The sequence below is a fragment of the Psychrobacter raelei genome (assembly GCF_022631235.3).
Classification (GTDB): Bacteria; Pseudomonadota; Gammaproteobacteria; order Pseudomonadales; family Moraxellaceae; genus Psychrobacter; species Psychrobacter raelei.
Genome location: NZ_CP093310.2, coordinates 939679 through 959480, shown reverse-complemented (window position 1 = coordinate 959480; position 19802 = coordinate 939679). Strand labels below are relative to the sequence as shown.

At 39.4% G+C, this 19802-nt stretch carries 22 protein-coding genes and 1 pseudogene; 8 read left to right on the top strand and 15 right to left on the bottom strand.

Features of this window, described 5'->3' with window-relative positions:
* Positions 1-34 precede the first annotated feature (34 nt).
* Positions 35-1078 (bottom strand): alpha/beta hydrolase, encoded by a 1044-nt coding sequence (locus MN210_RS04130; RefSeq protein WP_338412606.1) that lies wholly within the window; start codon positions 1076-1078, stop codon positions 35-37.
* Between the two features lie 268 nt (positions 1079-1346).
* Here MN210_RS04130 and MN210_RS04125 point away from each other — a divergent pair, with 268 nt between their 5' ends.
* Positions 1347-2234, top strand: coding sequence for a LysR family transcriptional regulator (locus MN210_RS04125; RefSeq protein ID WP_241879303.1), 888 nt, complete (start codon positions 1347-1349; stop codon positions 2232-2234).
* 30 nt (positions 2235-2264) lie between these two features.
* Here the strand turns inward: MN210_RS04125 and MN210_RS04120 are convergent, their stop codons facing one another.
* The 4 genes from MN210_RS04120 to MN210_RS04105 form a co-directional block, all read right to left on the bottom strand.
* Complete coding sequence (locus MN210_RS04120) at positions 2265-3245, bottom strand: GlxA family transcriptional regulator (RefSeq protein WP_338412605.1); 981 nt, start codon at positions 3243-3245, stop codon at positions 2265-2267.
* A gap of 85 nt (positions 3246-3330) precedes the next feature.
* Positions 3331-3984, bottom strand: coding sequence for a hypothetical protein (locus MN210_RS04115; RefSeq protein WP_338412604.1), 654 nt, complete (start codon positions 3982-3984; stop codon positions 3331-3333).
* Between the two features lie 57 nt (positions 3985-4041).
* A complete protein-coding gene (locus MN210_RS04110; protein ID WP_338412603.1) occupies positions 4042-5130 on the bottom strand; it encodes a helix-turn-helix transcriptional regulator in 1089 nt (362 codons plus the stop codon).
* 97 nt (positions 5131-5227) lie between these two features.
* On the bottom strand, positions 5228-6064 hold the full coding sequence (locus MN210_RS04105; protein ID WP_338412602.1) for a PP2C family protein-serine/threonine phosphatase: 837 nt from the start codon (positions 6062-6064) through the stop codon (positions 5228-5230).
* 375 nt (positions 6065-6439) lie between these two features.
* On the opposite strand from MN210_RS04105, the gene MN210_RS04100 reads away from it, so the two are divergent.
* The 4 genes from MN210_RS04100 (at position 6440) to MN210_RS04085 (ending at position 9777) form a co-directional block, all read left to right on the top strand.
* A protein-coding gene (locus tag MN210_RS04100) for an IS3 family transposase (protein ID WP_241879282.1) occupies positions 6440-7605 on the top strand; the annotation gives its coding sequence in 2 pieces (ribosomal slippage) (positions 6440-6698 and positions 6698-7605; 1167 coding nt in all).
* Between the two features lie 20 nt (positions 7606-7625).
* Complete coding sequence (locus tag MN210_RS04095; protein WP_489739897.1) at positions 7626-8645, top strand: HNH endonuclease; 1020 nt, start codon at positions 7626-7628, stop codon at positions 8643-8645.
* Between the two features lie 55 nt (positions 8646-8700).
* Positions 8701-9333: a class I SAM-dependent methyltransferase gene (locus MN210_RS04090; RefSeq protein WP_241879293.1), complete on the top strand. Its 633-nt coding sequence runs from the start codon at positions 8701-8703 to the stop codon at positions 9331-9333.
* 111 nt (positions 9334-9444) lie between these two features.
* Positions 9445-9777, top strand: a complete 333-nt coding sequence (locus tag MN210_RS04085; protein WP_338412601.1) for a YnfA family protein — start codon at positions 9445-9447, stop codon at positions 9775-9777.
* 97 nt (positions 9778-9874) lie between these two features.
* Here MN210_RS04085 and MN210_RS04080 read toward each other — a convergent pair whose 3' ends face one another.
* The 4 genes from MN210_RS04080 to MN210_RS04060 form a co-directional block, all read right to left on the bottom strand.
* The gene (locus MN210_RS04080) at positions 9875-10465 is read right to left on the bottom strand and encodes a hypothetical protein (RefSeq protein WP_338412600.1); all 591 of its coding nucleotides are present in this window, start codon (positions 10463-10465) and stop codon (positions 9875-9877) included.
* Between the two features lie 90 nt (positions 10466-10555).
* Positions 10556-11227, bottom strand: coding sequence for a hypothetical protein (locus tag MN210_RS04075; protein WP_241879291.1), 672 nt, complete (start codon positions 11225-11227; stop codon positions 10556-10558).
* A gap of 253 nt (positions 11228-11480) precedes the next feature.
* A complete protein-coding gene (locus MN210_RS13290; RefSeq protein WP_425605632.1) occupies positions 11481-11978 on the bottom strand; it encodes a DUF4113 domain-containing protein in 498 nt (165 codons plus the stop codon).
* 272 nt (positions 11979-12250) lie between these two features.
* The gene (locus tag MN210_RS04060; RefSeq protein WP_338412599.1) at positions 12251-12676 is read right to left on the bottom strand and encodes a hypothetical protein; all 426 of its coding nucleotides are present in this window, start codon (positions 12674-12676) and stop codon (positions 12251-12253) included.
* A gap of 89 nt (positions 12677-12765) precedes the next feature.
* Here MN210_RS04060 and MN210_RS04055 point away from each other — a divergent pair.
* Positions 12766-13931, top strand: a protein-coding gene (locus MN210_RS04055) for an IS3 family transposase (protein WP_150097872.1) whose coding sequence is annotated in 2 segments (ribosomal slippage) — positions 12766-13024 and positions 13024-13931 — 1167 coding nt in all. Because the reading frame shifts where the segments join, the coding sequence is not laid out codon by codon here.
* Positions 13932-14316: 385 nt separating this feature from the next.
* On the opposite strand, the gene MN210_RS04050 is transcribed toward MN210_RS04055, so the two are convergent.
* Positions 14317-14784, bottom strand: a complete 468-nt coding sequence (locus MN210_RS04050; RefSeq protein WP_338412598.1) for a hypothetical protein — start codon at positions 14782-14784, stop codon at positions 14317-14319.
* A 27-nt stretch (positions 14785-14811) separates the two neighbouring features.
* Positions 14812-15255 (bottom strand): annotated as a pseudogene (locus MN210_RS13330) (hypothetical protein); the annotation flags it as partial.
* 84 nt (positions 15256-15339) lie between these two features.
* Here MN210_RS13330 and MN210_RS04045 point away from each other — a divergent pair.
* Positions 15340-16415 (top strand): IS3 family transposase gene (locus tag MN210_RS04045; protein ID WP_425605606.1). Its coding sequence is split into 2 segments (ribosomal slippage): positions 15340-15589 and positions 15589-16415, totalling 1077 coding nucleotides; the frame shifts between segments, so codons are not numbered across the junction.
* A gap of 5 nt (positions 16416-16420) precedes the next feature.
* On the opposite strand, the gene MN210_RS04040 is transcribed toward MN210_RS04045, so the two are convergent.
* Both MN210_RS04040 and MN210_RS04035 read right to left on the bottom strand, forming a co-directional pair.
* Entirely contained in the window at positions 16421-16867 is a 447-nt protein-coding gene (locus MN210_RS04040) for a hypothetical protein (protein ID WP_338412597.1), read from the bottom strand.
* Positions 16864-17286, bottom strand: coding sequence for an OmpA family protein (locus MN210_RS04035; protein WP_425605642.1), 423 nt, complete (start codon positions 17284-17286; stop codon positions 16864-16866). The genes MN210_RS04040 and MN210_RS04035 overlap by 4 nt, the downstream gene beginning before the upstream one ends.
* Here MN210_RS04035 and MN210_RS04030 point away from each other — a divergent pair.
* Positions 17263-18428, top strand: a protein-coding gene (locus MN210_RS04030) for an IS3 family transposase (RefSeq protein WP_241879282.1) whose coding sequence is annotated in 2 segments (ribosomal slippage) — positions 17263-17521 and positions 17521-18428 — 1167 coding nt in all. Because the reading frame shifts where the segments join, the coding sequence is not laid out codon by codon here. The two genes, MN210_RS04035 and MN210_RS04030, sit on opposite strands and share 24 nt — an antisense overlap.
* 43 nt (positions 18429-18471) lie before the next feature.
* Here MN210_RS04030 and MN210_RS04025 read toward each other — a convergent pair.
* Positions 18472-18822, bottom strand: a complete 351-nt coding sequence (locus tag MN210_RS04025; RefSeq protein ID WP_241879284.1) for a hypothetical protein — start codon at positions 18820-18822, stop codon at positions 18472-18474.
* Positions 18813-19799, bottom strand: coding sequence for a hypothetical protein (locus MN210_RS04020; RefSeq protein ID WP_241879283.1), 987 nt, complete (start codon positions 19797-19799; stop codon positions 18813-18815). The genes MN210_RS04025 and MN210_RS04020 overlap by 10 nt, the downstream gene beginning before the upstream one ends.
* Positions 19800-19802 lie beyond the last annotated feature (3 nt).

Here is a 19802-nt window from a genome sequence, read left to right as displayed (position 1 = left end):
CGGTTGTTGTTATGCTTCATTAGTTGCTCTGTTTTTATTTTAGATTTGTGCGAAAAAATTCTGTTAATTTATCAAAAGGGATTTTATCCATGCGATCGTACAAATCGACATGGTTAGTATTGGGCAGGATAAGTAGCTCTTTGGGCTCTTTGGCTTTTTGATAAGCAGTTTCGCTAAAATATCGAGAGTGTGCGTTTTCACCAACAATCATTAAAATGGGACGCGGAGATATCTCATCAATATGGCTCAGCAGTGGCATATTCATAAATGACAAGGGCATCGTAGCCGTCCATGCGCCGTTTGAGTTCACCGAATTTTTATGAAAACCTCGATCCGTGCGGTAGTAATCGAAGAACTCTTTTTGTACCGGGTTCGGGTTACTGTCCAAGGTTTCGGGCAAAACTCTATCTGCCGTGGTCACTTTGCCATTATCGTCTACATTGAGGTCATGACTGGCCGTCGCAGGTTGCGCATTCTTTGCGTCTACCCAGCGCTGTTGATTAAGGTGTTTTAGCATGGCTTGACGATCGCCCACATCATAGCGATCAGCGCCATTACCAACACCATATCCCATCGCACGGCTCATATCGTACATGCTGGTCGTGGCGACCGCTTTAATACGGGTATCCATCGCAGCCGTATTGAGCCCCATGCCGCCCCAGCCGCAAATACCAATAATGCCTATCCGATCTCTATCGACCTCAGGACGTAACCCCAAATAATCTATCGCTGCACTAAAATCTTCAGTATTAATATCTGGTGAGGCGACATTTCTAGGCGTACCGCTGCTTTCACCTGTATATGAAGGGTCAAAGGCGATAGTGACAAAGCCCTGCTCTGCCATTTTTTGGGCATATAGTCCTGAGGCTTGTTCTTTCACAGCCCCAAAAGGCCCACTAATAGCCAATGCTGCCAGCTTTTTACCCTTATATATTTTTGGGATATAAAGATCTGCTGCGAGAGTGAGCCCATAACGGTTGTTGAAGGTTACTTTTTGATGTGTGACGCTGTCGCTTTTAGCAAAGGTTTTATCCCATTTTTGTGTAAGTGGTAGAGTGGATGTGGTTGCCTGTGCCATATGATTCGCTCCAAAGAGAGTTGCACTGACAAGTAATCCTAAGCTAAGCTTTTTTATCATTGATGAGGCAGTCATTGGTCACCCTTTGTAATGTCAGACAATAACGTCACTGATGATTACTTATATTGTGTGCAAAAATAGTAGTGTTATAAACCAAGCAAAGCTTTTTATAATCTATTCTTTGTGGTTATGAGATTATCTTATCCTGCTACCATTGCCGTGATAATACCTATTTTTTAGCTTTTATTTATTCACTCAGGTTCTAAATATGCGACAACAAGAAAATTATAATGAGCTGCATGCTTTCTTATTGGTTGCTCAAGAAAGCAGTTTTACTAAAGCTGCTATCAAACTTGGGATATCACAATCGGCATTGAGCCGCTCCATCAAATTATTAGAGCAGCGCTTAGGGCTACAGTTATTTACGAGAACCACACGCAGCTTGTCTTTGACACACGCAGGTGAAGCATTATTTGTGACCGCCGAGCAAAGTTTTGGCGCATTAGATAAAAAATTAGATGAACTCAAGCATTTGCGAGAAACGCCTGCGGGATTGGTACGGATCAGTGCTAGTCAATACGCTATTGATAAAGTTCTTTTGCCTAAATTAGCTAAGTTTAAGCAGCTTTATCCTGATATTGAGCTAGAATTGATAAGCGATACCGCGCTGTCTGATATTATCAGCACACAATTTGATGCAGGTGTACGCTTTGGCAGCTTGGTTACTGATGGCATGATATCGGTACGTATCGACTATGATGAGGAGATTGCTGTAGTAGGTTCACCGGACTATTTCCATGAATTTGGCTTTCCTAAGACCCCAATAGATTTGAATAATCACAACTGTTTGGGCTATCGATTTATGAACGGTGGCATGTATCATTGGGATTTTGTGATTGATGGTCAGCCCTATAAGTTAAAGACGCAAGGACAATGGGTATTTTCGACTGACTATTCTGTAATTGACGCCGCAAAACGGGGATTGGGCATTGGCTATGTGCCCATCGATATGGTTAAAGAGGAATTAAAAAGTGGCCAGCTCATTCATGTATTGCGAGAGTTCAGTCATACCTTTAGCGGCTTTCATTTATATTATCCACATCACAATGTATCGCCTGCGCTACGAGCCGTCATTGATACCTTGAGAGTGAGATAAATTTAATGGCTATAAGATGGATCGTAGAGGTCACGCCTTATTGACATTAAATCTGCGCCGATACTCACTTGGTGTCAACCCAACAAGGCGCTTAAATATCTTACGAAATGCACTGACATCACCATAACCCACCTTCCACGCAATGTGATCAACAGGAGACGATGAGAATTGTAGAAAGTCTTTGGCTGCTCCGATGCGTAATCGCTGACAGTATTCTGTCGATGTCATGCCCGTCGCCTTATTAAAACGACGCAAAAAAGTACGCTCCTCTAATCCAGCACAGCCTGCTAATGTGGACAAATCAATATCTTGTGCATTGGTTTTTTGCAGCCAATGCTGAACTTTTAGTATGGCCGCGTCCCCATGAGTGAGTATTGGAGAGAACGCGCTGTAATAGCATTGCTCACGCCTTGAGGGATCAATTAATAACATACGAGCGGTTTCATTCATCACTTTAGAGCCAAGAAAGCGATCAATCATTCTTAAACCTAAATCTGTCCAAGCCATTGCCCCACCAGCGGTCACAATATCACCGTCTTCGATAATAATGCGATCCACGTCAAGATACACATCGGGGAAACGCTGCTTAAAATCCTCTACATAACCCCAATGTGTGGTTGCCTGACGTTTAGATAGTAGTCCTGTCTCGCCCAACAAAAAAGCACCGGCGCAGACAGATGACAGTATCGTCCCTGTCGAATGCTGCTCTTTTAACCATTGAAGCCAAGGAGCGGCGGCTTGCTTTGCAATAGGTGCCTCTAACGTGGGTGGAATGATGATGGCTGCTAATTTTCCTACGCTATCAGGCTTGCTCGAAAAAGTGCGCTTAGGCTGCTGCTCAGCACCGCTAATCTCCCAGTGACTGACTTGTAAAGGCAGATCGGTTGTATCTTGAGATTTAGCGGCGAGTTTACTGGCCACCATCAGTAAATCCGTCAGTCCAAGGATGGCAGCCATTTGCGCTTTCTCATAGACAATCAAGCCAATTTCAATCGTATGATTTTGATTCATATGTCGTTAATAGCCTGTTTAGCTCCTTTTTTTTAATTTAACTGCTAGTTAAGCATAATTTAATTGATTAAAATTATCCATATAATTAAGTGTAAATCACTCTAAACCCCATACAGTCAGGCTTGTTTGCATGTGTCGCTTGATAAAACAGGCTATGATCATCAACAGACAAGGTCGATTCAATGGTCTCGCAGATATAGCCAAGCTCTTCTATAAGAACATCTTGGGCATTAAAATCTATTAATATACTGCCAAAATATGCGGGCTGAGATAGCTTCTCTATTATCTTATCTACAACTATTTTAAGTGTCTCTTCTCGAGTTGATTCAATTTTTATAGGATGAACCTGAGTAAACTCAAAAATGCCTTCTTTTTCAAATAACAACTTTATATCAAATGCATCCAGAGCCAATAATCCATTTGACGGTTTAGAGTTTAACAACTCAACAACCGCTTGTACCTCATCTGGTTGGCACTTCACTACCCCATCAACGGTATTTAAGACTTCCAAACGTTTATTACTTGTGTCGTCCTTATCGCTATCAGTCCATATACCTATCAGGCTCACACACCCTGTTTTATCCTTAAGATCTAAAAGAGAAATTTCACTCCATTGTTCATCAATAATCACGCAAGCAAAAGCGCATGGCGTATCATCGATGATATCTGGTTTATATAGCTTAGCTCTGACATAGACCTGTTCTTGGCTATTCTTGATGTAAACCTTATCGCTAATCATCGCTTAGTCCTTATACTCAATATCTTTTTTAATATTTATCTAATACGGCCAAAGCGCTTAATCTTTATAAAGTTCTATAGCACTCAATAATCTCTCCCTAACTGCCGCTCTTAGATCACTTGGCGCTTCAACCATAGCCAATTGCGACATACTCACCAGCCAGTCCTCTAAACGCTGAGTGTTAGCAACCGTTGCTGTCACTCTATTCCAGTTATCATCAATCCTCTCAATTTGTTGATTATCCGCTAAGGGACGCTCGAATAAATGCTGACAAGCGTATTTTTGAACCTTAAGAACCAGTTTAATCTCATGGCTATTCGTGGGCTCAAGCTTACCTAACTTATGCAAATGAGTAAGCATAAAGGCATCTCTATCAACCCAGTCTGGCATGGGCTTATCAATCACAACCGCTTCTTTGATTCGATTAACCGCGAAGTTTCGATGTGCTTTTAATAAAACCTCATCATCAATATGCTCATCAACAGGATTAAACCCTGTGAGATACATCATATTGTCAATAAACACCAGCCCTTTAGGATAAATCACTCTTTGTTTTGGCTGTCGCTGCCATTTGTTTTGATAAACAATGCATAGCTGGGTTTTATTCAGCAGTGCCTGATGTATGCCTGCTAATACTTGGTTATCGATAGCCGGTGCTTGTACCACACTCGGTAAATTTATGAGATGCTCCTGCCACTGCCCCAATGCACTTTGATGGAATCGTACTTTTTCACGTTTACGAATATGCGCTAATTTATGATGAAGGGTTTGCTGAAAGGAGATAGGTAAATAGTTGGCTGTATAATTACTAAGCATCTCCCAAAAAAATACGGTCTGCTCATTAATAGCATCGATACTAAAATCAGGCTCGATATAAAACCGTGCGGTTTGCCCGCTAATGCTTTGACCCCAGGCCGGTATCCGCACCAAAGCTTGGCTATAAAAGATATCTGTAAATATTTGGTTTAAGCTAAATAAATCGTTTTCAAGATTTTTACGTTGATTAGAAATGTTATCAGTGTCGCTAGCGTATTTATTCATAAGCTCTGTCAATGATAGCGCCTGCTTTTTGCTACGCGGCAAACATTGATATAACGCAAATAAACGTTCAGATTTTTTATAGCTTGAAATAGGATGGGCTGACATTTTTACTCGCTTTATTAGGCTGCTATACCGTTATTTAATATTAACTTCCCTATGACACTACATAGCTGGGATAACTGTGCTTTAAAATTTGCTTAATTTAATCAAAACGCACCACAATTGCTGTGCCATTGTCATAAGCTTTGCCCTCTGATTGATAAACTTGTGTCTTTAATGCCAGTAACCATTTCTGCAAACCCGTATGCTTGTCTATTAATTCCCACTCATCACTGGGTACCAAATCGTGTATGCCGTCCGTACAAATAACCAAGCTGTCGCCAGTATCAATCTCTATCGTGGTCACCTCACTTTGCGGCGCTTCAGCATTAAACCCATCCTTAGTAGACAAACTAAAACACTCAGTAATGCCATATAGCATGCCAGCCATACCTGCTTGGTTATAATCTGTCATCTGTGCTTGCCTGCCTTCCGCTTGTATTTGCTCATCAATCAAGTCATTAAGCAGATTTTGATCTCGGGTTAAACACTCCCACTGCGAAGATCCGCTTGTAAGTCGATAAACACGGCTATCGCCAACATGGGTTATCTTGCCTTGAACACCTCCTTGCTCACTTTTTACCTCAAGCATCGCCAACGTAGCAGCTGCGCCATAACGTTTAGCACTGTGTTTGGTTTTGCTAATAACATTATGAATATTAATAGCGTTCAATGGCTGCTGCCTATCTATTAAAGATCTGATAGATTTCACCACAGCTTTTGAGCAATGCTGGGAGTAATTAGAGCTGGCAACACCATCAGAGACAGCCAAGCAAAAAGGCGGTCTGATAGACTTAATTGCTGTCACACCCAGTCTTTCTTGGTAATAGTCATCTATAAAAAAGAAAGCATCCTGCTGACGGTTGTTACTGGCATTGCCTTGAAAGGTTATGGCGCAAGCTTGACCGACTATCTTTGTGCAATCTAAAGATGTATTCATAAAAGGCACCACTTTAATGTCTATATCTTTAGTATAAAACACAACCTCGTAAATTATTTTCTAGGTTTTTATAATTGCTTTCATTTTCTTAATAGTTTTTTAATGAAAAGCATAGCTTATCGTCAGCAGCTTTATTTGTTAATATTCATGGTAACCTATTTATCGAACACATCTATAAGATCTGACCCTCACCATGGTGCATGTCAATGATATGAGATATAACTCTAATAATATGTATAAACCCTCAGCAGACTTTCAGATAAACTTCTTAAATAACATTCAATGGCTTTTAGAGTCGAGTTCCTACACTGATGTATGCTGAAAAAACCGTAGACAAAAACTTGGTAAACTAAAGAAGACAAATAGGAGTTTGCCATGACAAAGAAAGTTAAGAGATATAGTGAAGAATTTAAAGCAGAAGCGGTCAAAGCAATAGAAAATAATGGTGGCAATGTCAGTGCCACAGCAAGGCAGTTAGGGCTACCAATGCAAACGCTAGCTAATTGGCAACGGAAAGCTAATCAAGGTAAGCTCAAAGGTACTAAGCAGTACGATCCAGAGCTTGTTTCAGCCCTTGAGGAAATCAAGCGTTTAAAACGTGAACTAAAAACAGCGCAAGAAGAGCGTGAAATATTAAAAAAGGCCACGGCGTACTTTGCGAAGAACGGTCAGTAAGGTACGCCTTTATTGACCATCACAAGACTCAATTCAGTATCACAGCTATGTGCAAAACCTTTGATATCAAACCATCAAGCTACTATGACTGGACCAAGCGTGATATCAGCGCTCAGCAAATACATCGTAACCGCTGTGAGCTACTTATTAAAGCTGCTCACAGTGAGACTAAAGAGCGATATGGTTATCAGCGTCTACACGCACATTTAAGTGAACAAGGGCACGATGTCAGCAAGTATATGGTACGTAGTATCAAGGAAGAATATGACATCAAATGTAGACGTCATAAGCGCTTTAAAGTGACAACGGACTCAGATCATAACAAGCGAGTCTATCCTAATTTGCTTAAACAACAATTTGGCGTTAATCGTCCTAATTGTGCGTGGGTCAGTGATATCACCTACATCTGGACAGATGAGGGCTGGCTTTATTTAGCAGGCGTCAAAGACTTGTATACCAAAGAATTGGTTGGCTACGCTATCGATAAACGCATGAAAGCAGATTTAGCCTGTAGAGCCTTAAATAAAGCAATCAAGGATAAACGACCTAGCCAAGGGCTTATTGTACATTCAGATAGAGGTAGCCAGTACTGTAGCGATGATTATCGCACAATCATCAGTAAATACGGTTTTAAAGGATCTATGAGTGCTAAAGGCAACTGCTATGATAACGCGCCAATAGAGAGCTTCTGGGGCGTCTTAAAGAATGAGCTGGTATATCATCATCATTATAAAACTCGATTTGAAGCAATCAACAGTATCATCAAATATATCGAGTTAGATTACAATCAAGTCAGGATTCAGCAGAGTTTAGGTATGAGATCGCCAAGACAGGTTTGGGTTGATTTCTACCGTCAGGCTGCGTAATTAAAATCTCCCAAGTTTAGGTGTACGGATTTGACGGCAGGGGTCACACCTCTACTTATAAGTTTGCCTTGCTGATGTCATTATCAAATCTCTCGATTGAATCAGGTATTGATGATAATAGAATCTGCTCTATATCCTACCTTCATCTTGCAGAACAATTTATACACTTATACTGGACACATGCCCTTCCTTTTTCTAAGCAACAACCAAATTCTGTTTTAAGACAAAGCCATACCACCGGTCAGATTAAAGTTATTAACTGTATCTTAGATTTACAAGCAGAAGCTAAAACGATCAACCTAAATACTGCGCGCGCATTTAACAAGCAAAAATGGGATTCAACGCTAAAAGATATTGCTCGGACAATAAAGACATATCCTGCCAAACACTTACAAAGTGCTAAGAACAATACTCAAAGAGAATTTTTATATCATTACAATGCGAAATCAAAAGAAATTGTATTAAATGCTGGTATTGCCTATTGCCTGGCTAAATTTAGCAAAATAATTCACAAGCTTTGCCAACAGTATTGGTCAGAATTTGTCCGCAAAAATCGACATAATCAAGAATACTTTAACGAAGATTTGGACCTGCACTACTTCCTATTTAACCAGTCCAGACAAAGTCTAAATGCACTGGTTCCATTACTTACTGACATCCAAAAAGGACAGTGTTTTTATTGTCATAATCACATCAAGGGCACTCCAGAAGTTGATCACTTCATTCCTTGGTCTAAGTACCCCATTGATACCTTACATAATTTCGTATTAGCTGATCACAAATGTAATAACAGCAAACGTGACTTTCTTGCTGAAGAGCGCTTTTATGACTCTTGGTTAATTAGAAATGACGACTATGGCAAGCTAATAGATAGTGAAGGAAAATCTTTAGGTTTCATAAGCAATATCCAACGTTCTGAAACCATCAGTCAGTGGGCATATCAAGTCGCTATAGAGCATAGCGATTTGGTATGGTCGCCCGGTACAGGAAGCCGTTTACGAACTATTGACCCGAGACTTTTACGACATCTGAGAGGTTGATAGCTACAAGCGCTTGCTTTAAAAGATAAACATTGATTATGAAGTGTTAGTATTTATGAAAACCAAAGAAACTCTAAACTACTATAACCGAAACGCTGAAACTTATATAAAACAAACCAGAAATCTTCGAACCAATGATTTATGTGATAGGTTTGTTTATGAGTTGCCGTTTCATCTTGGTATTGCCCATCATGTCTTAGATGTTGGCTGTGGCTCTGGTCGAGATGCCTTTTGGATTTCTAATAGATACGCAATCAATGTCACTGCTATCGATGGTAGCTCAGAGATGATTAAGATTAATAAGAAAAACTATGAGCTCAGTGAGGTTAAGTGGTTAAACGTCCTGTTTGATGAGATTAAAACCCAAGGTTGGGAGGATAAGTTCACGGGCATTTGGGCATGCGCTTCTTTATTGCATGTTCCTTTTAAAGCACTGCCTTACCTGATGACGGATTTAATCAAAACCTTAAAGTTTGAGGGCATTATGTACGCCTCTTTTAAGCATGGCGACGCTGAAAGATACGATGGCGAGCGCTTTTTCTGTGATATGAATGAAGGGCGGTTGTTAGAGGTGCTGCATCAGCTTAGTATTGATTGTACGATTGAATATGATTGCTGGATTACCTCTGACCAAAGAGAAGATCGAGATGATGAGTGGTTTAATGTGATGATTACTAAGCGGGTTTGATGAGCCCGTTTATGTCAGTTTATTAGGTATGAACCAAATGACACAGTTTGCCGGTCGTTTCCTAATGTTTACTTGCTGAGGTATTAATATGAATAGTAAAAGGAGGCATTTTTGTCTGAGTTAAAAACTGTTGGGCTTTTTGCCATTACCGCATTAGCAGAAATTATAGGGTGCTACCTGCCCTATTTATGGTTGCGAGAAGGTAAGTCAATATGGCTTCTCATCCCTAGTGTGATTAGTTTATCAGCGTTCGTTTGGTTACTGACGTTACATCCAACTGCTGTCGGTAGAGTGTATGCTGCCTATGGTGGTGTGTATGTAACAATAGCCATTCTATGGTTATGGGCTGTAGATGGCATTCGTCCAACAACATGGGATTTGTTAGGTACATCAGTGGCACTTCTAGGCATGGCTATTATCATGTTTGCCCCTCGAAATACCTAGACCCTATGCCAATTAAGCAACTAATATCAGAAAAAACCAATACTGATAATGCTCCTTAGACCTTGTCTAAAGAGCATCTTTAACTTCATGAGACTTATTAATATTCACAAAGGACTGTTCTGCTCTGTCTATCAAAAGTTAATTTGGCAGCGAAGGGCGCATCGCCATATTGATATCCATTAGCATCATTTCGCACTACTTGATAGAAATCTCTGCCATAAGTAGGTACTTTAAAAGCAGGACGTAATTCTACGAACTTATCAGTATTAAAGTAAAGCTTGGTATGCCCCCACTCATATCCACGAAGCCTTTCAATTTTTTGCAGCGGGTATCCAAAAGCAACAGCATTTTTAAGAGTAACTGTAGTAGTAACATCCTCTCCTTCAACATTCGGATTACCTTTTTGCTGGATATTAGCAACTACTGAACTTTGGTTTTTAACCATTTCTTCTATATCTACTGATCCACAACCTTCTAGCATAGGCTTAATATAAGCACCTAGCTCTGCAGCTTTGGCTTGAGTACTACTTGATGCAGGCTGATAATCTGGCAATAAAACCGCTCTAGCGACCTCGTTGACCATATCTCCGACTCTATACTGGCCATCTTGACTGGCAGCACACCCTGTTAGTAGTGAAAAACTACAAGCTACCGCTATTGAACATATTGTTTTATTATTCATTGCCATCCTTATATACACTCCTTTATTTGCAAAGCTTTTCATCAAATTTAATGCGAGTTAACCAACAAATTAATTTGCTTAAATTCGTTAGCAGCCCTATTCAATCTCATCGCTCATGACGCACTGCAATAGCATGTAACTATCGGCAGCAGGTAAATCTCTACCTTCTTTAACGTAACTATATTTCATATCTTCAGAAGACAAGTCCCTTATTTCACACTCATTTTCATTAGCATATGTCTCGAGCTGTTTTTTATTACCTGTCGGTACATTGGCTAACAACAAATCATTAGTTGCACGTGGGCAACAACCAACCCACTCATCAAAATATAAAGTATCAAAGGATGCTACTGGATAACCCGAAAAAGTCGGATGAGCACCCGCTTTGGGATAAATGGTTTGTGTATAGCCTTCCGCGTACTTATCTGGGTTAGCATAATCGAATATATTTTCCGGCTTTAATTTATTATCCTCTATCGACACCTCTACACTCTTAACTACTAACGCTGGTTCTTTTTTTGTGATGGCTTCGTCTTCATCTAAGCTCGGCTTTTCACCAGCCTCAGGGCTTGCATTAACATCACCAGAAGCATCTTCTTCTACAGCTGTCATCGCTGCATTACTTGTGTTGGTTATTTCTGATGACTCATCTGCTGCCTGCTCCACTGCCACCCCTTCCGTTGGTTCAGGCTGACAGCCCACTAGCGTTATTGTCGATAGTAATAAACCGCATAGAACTCTATTATTTACCTCTAAAAACTTAAGCATTACTTACGTCCTTGGTTAGCACTAAGCTGTTCAATATTAGTTATCTCAGAAAGAAGAATTATTTGTTTTTACTCTACCATTAATAAAAATTACTTCATTGTCTTTATAATATTATATTAATAAAATAACTTGGCTAAACCAACCCTTATTTTTATAAAGATCTAAATAATCTCTATATGTCAAAAAAAGAGCCACTGATTAATAATCAGTGGCTCTTAAAGTAACTTCATAAGCATTTAACAGCACATGCTTTTCACTTAACCACCAACACGTCACTCACACGAGTGGTATAACAAGGGCTCAATAGTTGGCGATTCATCTGCCATGACTGCTGTTCTTTAATTCCCTCACTGGCTATGAACACAGCACTTTGCTGATGCCGGTCTGCTTTATACCTGGCATTCAGCTCATCCATCACCGCCATAAGAGCCTGCTTCTTATCGGTACCATCCTCGCTTGTTGCTTCTAGTTCAAACAAATCAAGCTGTACCTCGTCGTGCTGACAAATACCTGATAGCATCACTCCCGCCTTGGCAGACCTTAAACTCGCCATTAACCGCACAAACAATGATGTCACAATGCTGATTCGATCAACAACGAGTAAGTCTTCAGGATGGATGCCTGCATCAATCATAGACAACCCACCAACACGTACTAGAAAAGTCGCATTGGGATGACTGATGCAAAGCTCATTTAAATCGATACTGGCTTCTACATAGTCCGATGCAGGCGAAGGAAACCCTGCCGGCACCTTTTCGATAAAATATGGAAACGGATTGTAGCTTGCCCAGCAGTTTTGTGGTTATGGTTTTTAAACTTATAAAGTAAGTTCTGCGATTATGATATTCGTTGCGATTAGGAGGGAGCTTCTAAAATAACAAAATGCCCTATATGAGCATTCACATAGGAATAAAGAAAACTACGATTTCAAAGGATAGACAGAAAAAGTGACAATCTACGATAGTCTTTTATAAGCTTTTCTCTTATATCTGTAGTAGTCTATTTTAGACGATCTACTAGCTATCAAAGATATTGCTCTAATTTATTAAATAGACGTAGACCATGCTCATTTGGTGGAACTGGATTGGACGCCACTTCTTGGTCACATTTATTAATTAACTTATTTATTCTTGTTAAATCATCGCCTACAAAACTTATGACTCTTTCCCGTCCAAACTTGAAAATACAGATTATCAAGGCCTTATCGACCAAATCAGTTACTATTTCTTGTTTTCTCGATGCATCATTTATACCACTAGGGGTCATCATTAAATTATGTTTAGCTGCCATGACATTCGAGAACTCTATGCATAAATCCTCATAAGACAGCTTAGATATTTTTTTAGAATACTTCATTACTCCCTGTTGAGTATGGACTTCCTGTTTAGGAGCAAAACTGTCAGTAATTACTACTCCATCTTCGCCTTTATTTTTGAATAAACCAAACATAATATTATTTACCCGTTATTTGTTTGAGCTATGCTGAAGAAACCGTACAAGTAAACTTGGTAAACTAAGCATATTAATCGGAGTTTATCATGGTCAAGAAAATAAGAACCTATAGCACAGAATTTAAAGCTGAAGCCGTTAAGAAGATATCAGACAATAATGGCAATATCTCAGCAACCGCAAAGCAGCTTGGCATTGCCATGCAAACGCTATCGAATTGGCATAACAAAGCCAACCAAGGCAAGCTCAAAGGCACAGAGCAATACGACCCTGATCTTATGACAGCTCTTCAAGAAATAAAGCAGCTCAAACGACAGCTCAAAGTTGCCGAAGAGGAGCGAGAGATATTAAAAAAGGCGACGGCGTACTTCGCGAAAAACAGCTAGTCAGGTACGCCTTCATCAAAGATAACCAGCACTTCTTTACCATCACCACTATGTGCCGCGTGCTAAGGGTTAAGCATTCAAGTTACTACGACTGGCTGAGTCGCGATATCAGCGAGCAGCAGATACATCGCAACCATTGTGAGCTACTCGTTAAAGCCGCTCACAGTGAAACTCATGAGCGCTATGGTGTTGAGCGTCTGCATGCGCATCTAAGTGAGCAAGGTCATAACATCAGTCCCTACATGGTCAGAAGCATCAAAGAGGAATACAGCATCAAATGCCGTCGCCACAAACGCTTTAAAGTCACCACCGACTCCAATCACAACAAACTGGTCTATCCAAACGTGTTGGATCAAGAGTTTGATGCCAGTCGCCCTAACCAAGCGTGGGCCAGTGACATCACCTATATTTGGACGCTTGAGGGCTGGTTGTATTTAGCGGGAGTCAAAGATTTATATACCAAAGAGCTGGTCGGCTATGCGATCAATAAGCGAATGACCGCAGATCTAGTATGCAAAGCATTGAACATGGCCATCAAGAATAAACAACCAAGCAAAGGGCTAGTCGTTCACTCTGACAGAGGCAGTCAGTACTGTAGCCATGCTTACCACAAGATCATCAAGCAGCATCAGTTTACAGGTTCAATGAGCGGTAAAGGCAACTGCTTTGACAACGCACCCATAGAAAGCTTCTGGGGCATATTGAAGAACGAGCTAGTATATCACCAAGACTATAAAACAAGGTTTGCAGCTATCAGAGATATCATTGGATATATTGAGTTATATTATAATCAGACTAGGATTCAAAAGGGTTTAGGCTATAAATCGCCAAGACAGGTGTGGTTTGATTATTATCGTCAGGCTGCGTAATCAAAATCTCCCAAGTTTATATATACGGGATTGACGGCAGGGGTCAGTTTAAGTTTTTTAAAGAAGAATTTATTTGACTGTATTTTTAGCTTACTAGGATTCTCTATTAGAGAACAGAGAAAATAGCACGGTAAAGAGCTTAATCAAATCCTAGTCTGCTTTTGCATTTTTTATGATTTTTTGTGACTGCTTAGCGATAAGATCCAAATTTAATCTCACTAAGAAATAATAACACTTAAAGATAGAAAATAACTACTAAAATAACAACCCAGGTAAGTACACATTTGAAGAGCTTCGACTTAAGCGTATTGAATAAAAATTACAGAGTTTGGCTTTTTATTCTATGAGTTATCATTAGCCATATTTTTAAATGAAATAGTCAAAACTACAAACTAAAAACAGAGCTATCTAGTAATACTGCTAAGTATGCTATCAATACTAAATTAATAATCATATTAAACTTATATTCGGCTAATTTCTCTTTTAGCTCCTCACTCTTTCCTTCTACGCTTAAAGTACTCATACCTTCAGATTTAACCAGTTTAAAGCGTTTATAATTCATATATATCAGATTTAATACCAAACCCCCTATAACGTATATAGCGAAGGGCTTAAAACCATTAACAATAGAAGGGAAAATCGCAAGTAATATAGCTAACACCAAAGGCAATATAAAACCCGCAACCAATAACACACCACTTAAAGTTACTAATTTATTACGGATATCAGCCCTTTCATCATAAGATAATCCAATTTTCCTCAGCACTATTAAACCCAATACAGGTATGCCTAGGAAGGCCCCCATGACTATTACGGTAATTAGAAACACATTATTTATATAAAAATTAACCACACCGATATTCCCAAGTATTAATATAAATTAGACTATTTTCTGAGACCTGCGAATATCTTCAACTCGCTTAATATCAGCTTGGACTTTGGTATTACTATACATATGTTCATGAAGAGGCTGCTTAGCATGACATCCTATACAAAGCGCCTTAAGGTTTGAGTAGTGACAATTATTTTTCTGGCCATTTATATGATGAGTATGTAGTAAGTCCTTATTGTTAAACAAGTTAACACCACACTCCTCACAAGCCCAACGTTTGGATTCTCGATATCTTTTACTAATAAGCATCCAGTTACTTGGATATCTATTAAGAGGGCTATCTTCTCGTAAATAGCCGTTATTCACTAACTTTCTAGGATACTTTTCAAAAAATTTTTTTACTTCAAATTGACTTACACAATCATTCTTCTGATTTAGAGTCCAGGTTTTAATATAGCCCTCCCAATTTAGGATATCTAAGCAGTTTTTACAAACATCTAAAGGGTGTAACTATCCCCTAAAATAACACAGCTCAAACGTAGAATTTCTTATAAAATACGCATAAGGAGTTTTAATATGAGCAAACGAATGACCGAGACCCAAATAGTATCAATATTAAAAGAAGCAGAAGCTGGGATATCTGCTAAAGAGCTGTGCCGTAAATACGGGGTAGCTAGCTCGACATTTTACAAATGGAAGTCTAAATACGGCGGTATGGAAGCCTCTGATGTCAAACGACTAAAAGAGCTTGAAGAAGAAAACCGTAGGCTTAAACAGATGTATGCTGATTTAAGCCTTAAAGCGCAAATGCAGGAAGATATCATAAAAAAGCTATAGCGCCTGTACCCGAGCGCAAAGTCTGGGCGCAAGAATTACAGGCGCAGTATGATGTCAGCATTGCAGTTAGTTGTCAGGTGGTCTGTATGAGTCGAACCGCTTACTACTATAAGCCTAAGCTACCTGATGATAGTGAGATTATTGATGTCTTAAACAAGCTTACTGACAAGCACAATCGTTGGGGTTTCCCAAAGTGTTTTAAGCGTATACGCAAGCTTGGCTACTCATGGAATCACAAGCGAGTACACCGTGTTTATACCGCGTTAAACTTAAACCTACGCCGTAAGTCTAAAAGACGGCTACCAACGCGCAACCCTAAGCCGCTAAGTGTGCCAAACGCATTGGGTCATACTTGGTCTATGGACTTTATGAGCGATAAGCTGCACAACAATATTCGCTTTCGAACCTTTAATGTGATTGATGATTACAACCGTGAAGTATTAGGCATTGATATTGGTACCAGTATGCCTTCACTCCGAGTAATTCGCTACCTTGACCAGCTAGCCGAGTGGCATGGCTATCCTAAGCAAATTCGTGTGGATAACGGCAGTGAGTTTACATCTAGCACATTCACTGATTGGGCATCAGCTCACGGCATCTATATTGACTATATCGAGCCTGGCTGTCCTTATCAGAATGCTTATATTGAACGGTTTAATCGCAGTTATCGTAATGAGGTTTTAGACTGCTACCTTTTCAACAATTTAAACGAGGTTAGTAAGCTGACTGAGGATTGGATCAAGGTTTATAACACCGAAAGACCCCATGATTCACTTAATGATATGACACCTGCTGAGTACAGGCAGGTGGCTTAATTATTCTACGATGATGTTGTGTTAAGAATGGGGTATTTACAAGGGTGCTCTGCTTTTCTAATGGTATTACCATTCATAAAGTTAAGAGAAAAAATATTACTTTCTTTTTGTGAAACTACATATCGCCTTTTTCTACCACTTCTAATCATCCCTTGTAAGGTTGAACAATGAGCAACGTGAAATTTTGGTAATTTAGAAATATCTTCTACCTCTCTGACATCTCTAATATACAAAATAACCCTTTCGCCTTTATATACTAACGTATGATCTTCCAAAGGCGTTAACTCAGATAAGTCTTCAACCTCAATGCCTATAGTTTCTAACTGTATACTTGTGCTTTTTAAATGACTATCCCCAAAACTTCCATAAGTGTATCTATCAACACCCATCTTATTTTTCAAACAATTTAGAGAATGATCATTAAAGAAATTAGGTAGTTGTATTGAAATCATTGTTCATTTTGCCCTAAGTCTTCAAGGATACCCTTAATATGCTCATCTGCATTGGTTCTTACTTTAAACTCTACCCTTTGTGACCCCCGTGAATCCTCCTTACCATCTTTATCATAAATCAGCCTCGATGAAGATAGTCCATTCGCAGTCAGTAAGCTTTTAGCCCAATCTTGATTGGAGGTGCTCTTTTCAGATAAGACGTATCTTAAAACACTTAATGTTCTAGCTTGAGAAAGCTGCATATTCAAAAAATAAGCCTCATTAGCAGGCGTATCTGCACTCCATTTACTAGAGGTATGACCTTCTATGCGTATCTCTTCGATACTATTTGATGTATGCTGAAAAAACCGTAGACAAAAACTTGGTAAACTAAAGAAGACAAATAGGAGTTTGCCATGACAAAGAAAGTTAAGAGATATAGTGAAGAATTTAAAGCAGAAGCGGTCAAAGCAATAGAAAATAATGGTGGCAATGTCAGTGCCACAGCAAGGCAGTTAGGGCTACCAATGCAAACGCTAGCTAATTGGCAACGGAAAGCTAATCAAGGTAAGCTCAAAGGTACTAAGCAGTACGATCCAGAGCTTGTTTCAGCCCTTGAGGAAATCAAGCGTTTAAAACGTGAACTAAAAACAGCGCAAGAAGAGCGTGAAATATTAAAAAAGGCCACGGCGTACTTTGCGAAGAACGGTCAGTAAGGTACGCCTTTATTGACCATCACAAGACTCAATTCAGTATCACAGCTATGTGCAAAACCTTTGATATCAAACCATCAAGCTACTATGACTGGACCAAGCGTGATATCAGCGCTCAGCAAATACATCGTAACCGCTGTGAGCTACTTATTAAAGCTGCTCACAGTGAGACTAAAGAGCGATATGGTTATCAGCGTCTACACGCACATTTAAGTGAACAAGGGCACGATGTCAGCAAGTATATGGTACGTAGTATCAAGGAAGAATATGACATCAAATGTAGACGTCATAAGCGCTTTAAAGTGACAACGGACTCAGATCATAACAAGCGAGTCTATCCTAATTTGCTTAAACAACAATTTGGCGTTAATCGTCCTAATTGTGCGTGGGTCAGTGATATCACCTACATCTGGACAGATGAGGGCTGGCTTTATTTAGCAGGCGTCAAAGACTTGTATACCAAAGAATTGGTTGGCTACGCTATCGATAAACGCATGAAAGCAGATTTAGCCTGTAGAGCCTTAAATAAAGCAATCAAGGATAAACGACCTAGCCAAGGGCTTATTGTACATTCAGATAGAGGTAGCCAGTACTGTAGCGATGATTATCGCACAATCATCAGTAAATACGGTTTTAAAGGATCTATGAGTGCTAAAGGCAACTGCTATGATAACGCGCCAATAGAGAGCTTCTGGGGCGTCTTAAAGAATGAGCTGGTATATCATCATCATTATAAAACTCGATTTGAAGCAATCAACAGTATCATCAAATATATCGAGTTAGATTACAATCAAGTCAGGATTCAGCAGAGTTTAGGTATGAGATCGCCAAGACAGGTTTGGGTTGATTTCTACCGTCAGGCTGCGTAATTAAAATCTCCCAAGTTTAGGTGTACGGATTTGACGGCAGGGGTCAATTTCTATACTTTTCTTGACTAAGAATATCAATGTAGCGAGGAAAGAAATCACTTAAAATATCTTCGAACTGTGGCTTTAAGTCAGCCTCACCAGTATCAAATAAAACATCTGGAGATTTAAACCTAATGACAAGATTTTCTTCATCACAGTTTGCAGCCCACTCTTTCAAGTCTCCTGAAAACTCCTGACATAAATCTTGACCTAACTCATTTTTAGATGTTGAGTAATCAGATACAGCACTATTAACTTTTAGCATATATAAAACAGCTATAAGCATAAACATCATCATGAGACCCGTCATTAAGTCTGCTAATGGAATCCAATGTTGATCAGAGTTTATTGCCATGGTGATTGCCCACTATCTTTTGTCACTTTAGAGATTCTAGCAAGCGCCTCAGATAACTCATCATAATCTGAAGCAAATTTTTCTGTCATTGCTGATAACTGTCCGCCTAAACTATTTAGGGATTTTGTTAGCGCAGCTTCTAACCCATTATTTAATGCAGTTACCTGCTCTTGTGTTTTACTAGACATTTCAGCAACGTTTTTATTAAACTCTAGTGCTGAGCTCTGCATAGTACTAGCAATACCTAGTATTTGTTGATTAATCTCTGGCAGATCATCTGAAGCTTTACTTACCAGCTTAGCTAGACTTTCCAGTCGGGCATCTATAGCTTTCCTCTGTATATCTAAACTACTAAGAGTCTCTCCCAAGCTATCTGCAACTCTCTTAAATTCTTTAATATTATTTAATAACACACCTGAGTTTTCAGTAATAACCTCAGAGTCGTTCACTATATACTCAACTTTACCAACCAAGTTTTGTGTATTTTGAATAGTAGTAGTCAGAAGGTTTGTGGTTACCTCGATATGATCTTTATACTCTTCTTGCCAGGTCAACAGGTCTCCAACCGCCTGATTCAGCTGTTTAAAGTTCTCTCCAAACTGCTCATTTATCTTAGCATTAAAGTCCTTAACAACTTCCTCTAACGCTTTAACCAGCTCTTCTGATGATGTTTTAGAGATCCTATCTAATGCTTCATTTTGTGCTTCTATTAAACTTTCAAAATCTTCATGATTCTCTAACCTTAAGCCTTTTAATGACTCAAGAACATCTTCTCCTTTGTCTGAATCATCTATATGCTTTATTAACTCAGAAAAGCCCTCATGACTTTCAGTTCTTAAGCCCTTTAGCTCCTCAAGAAGCTCTTGATCAGAGTTAGATTCCTCAATATACTCCTTGAGGTTTTTATAGCTCTCACTACTATCAGCTCTTAATCCTTTTATTTCCCCAAGTTGACCCCTGCCGTCAAATCCGTACACCTA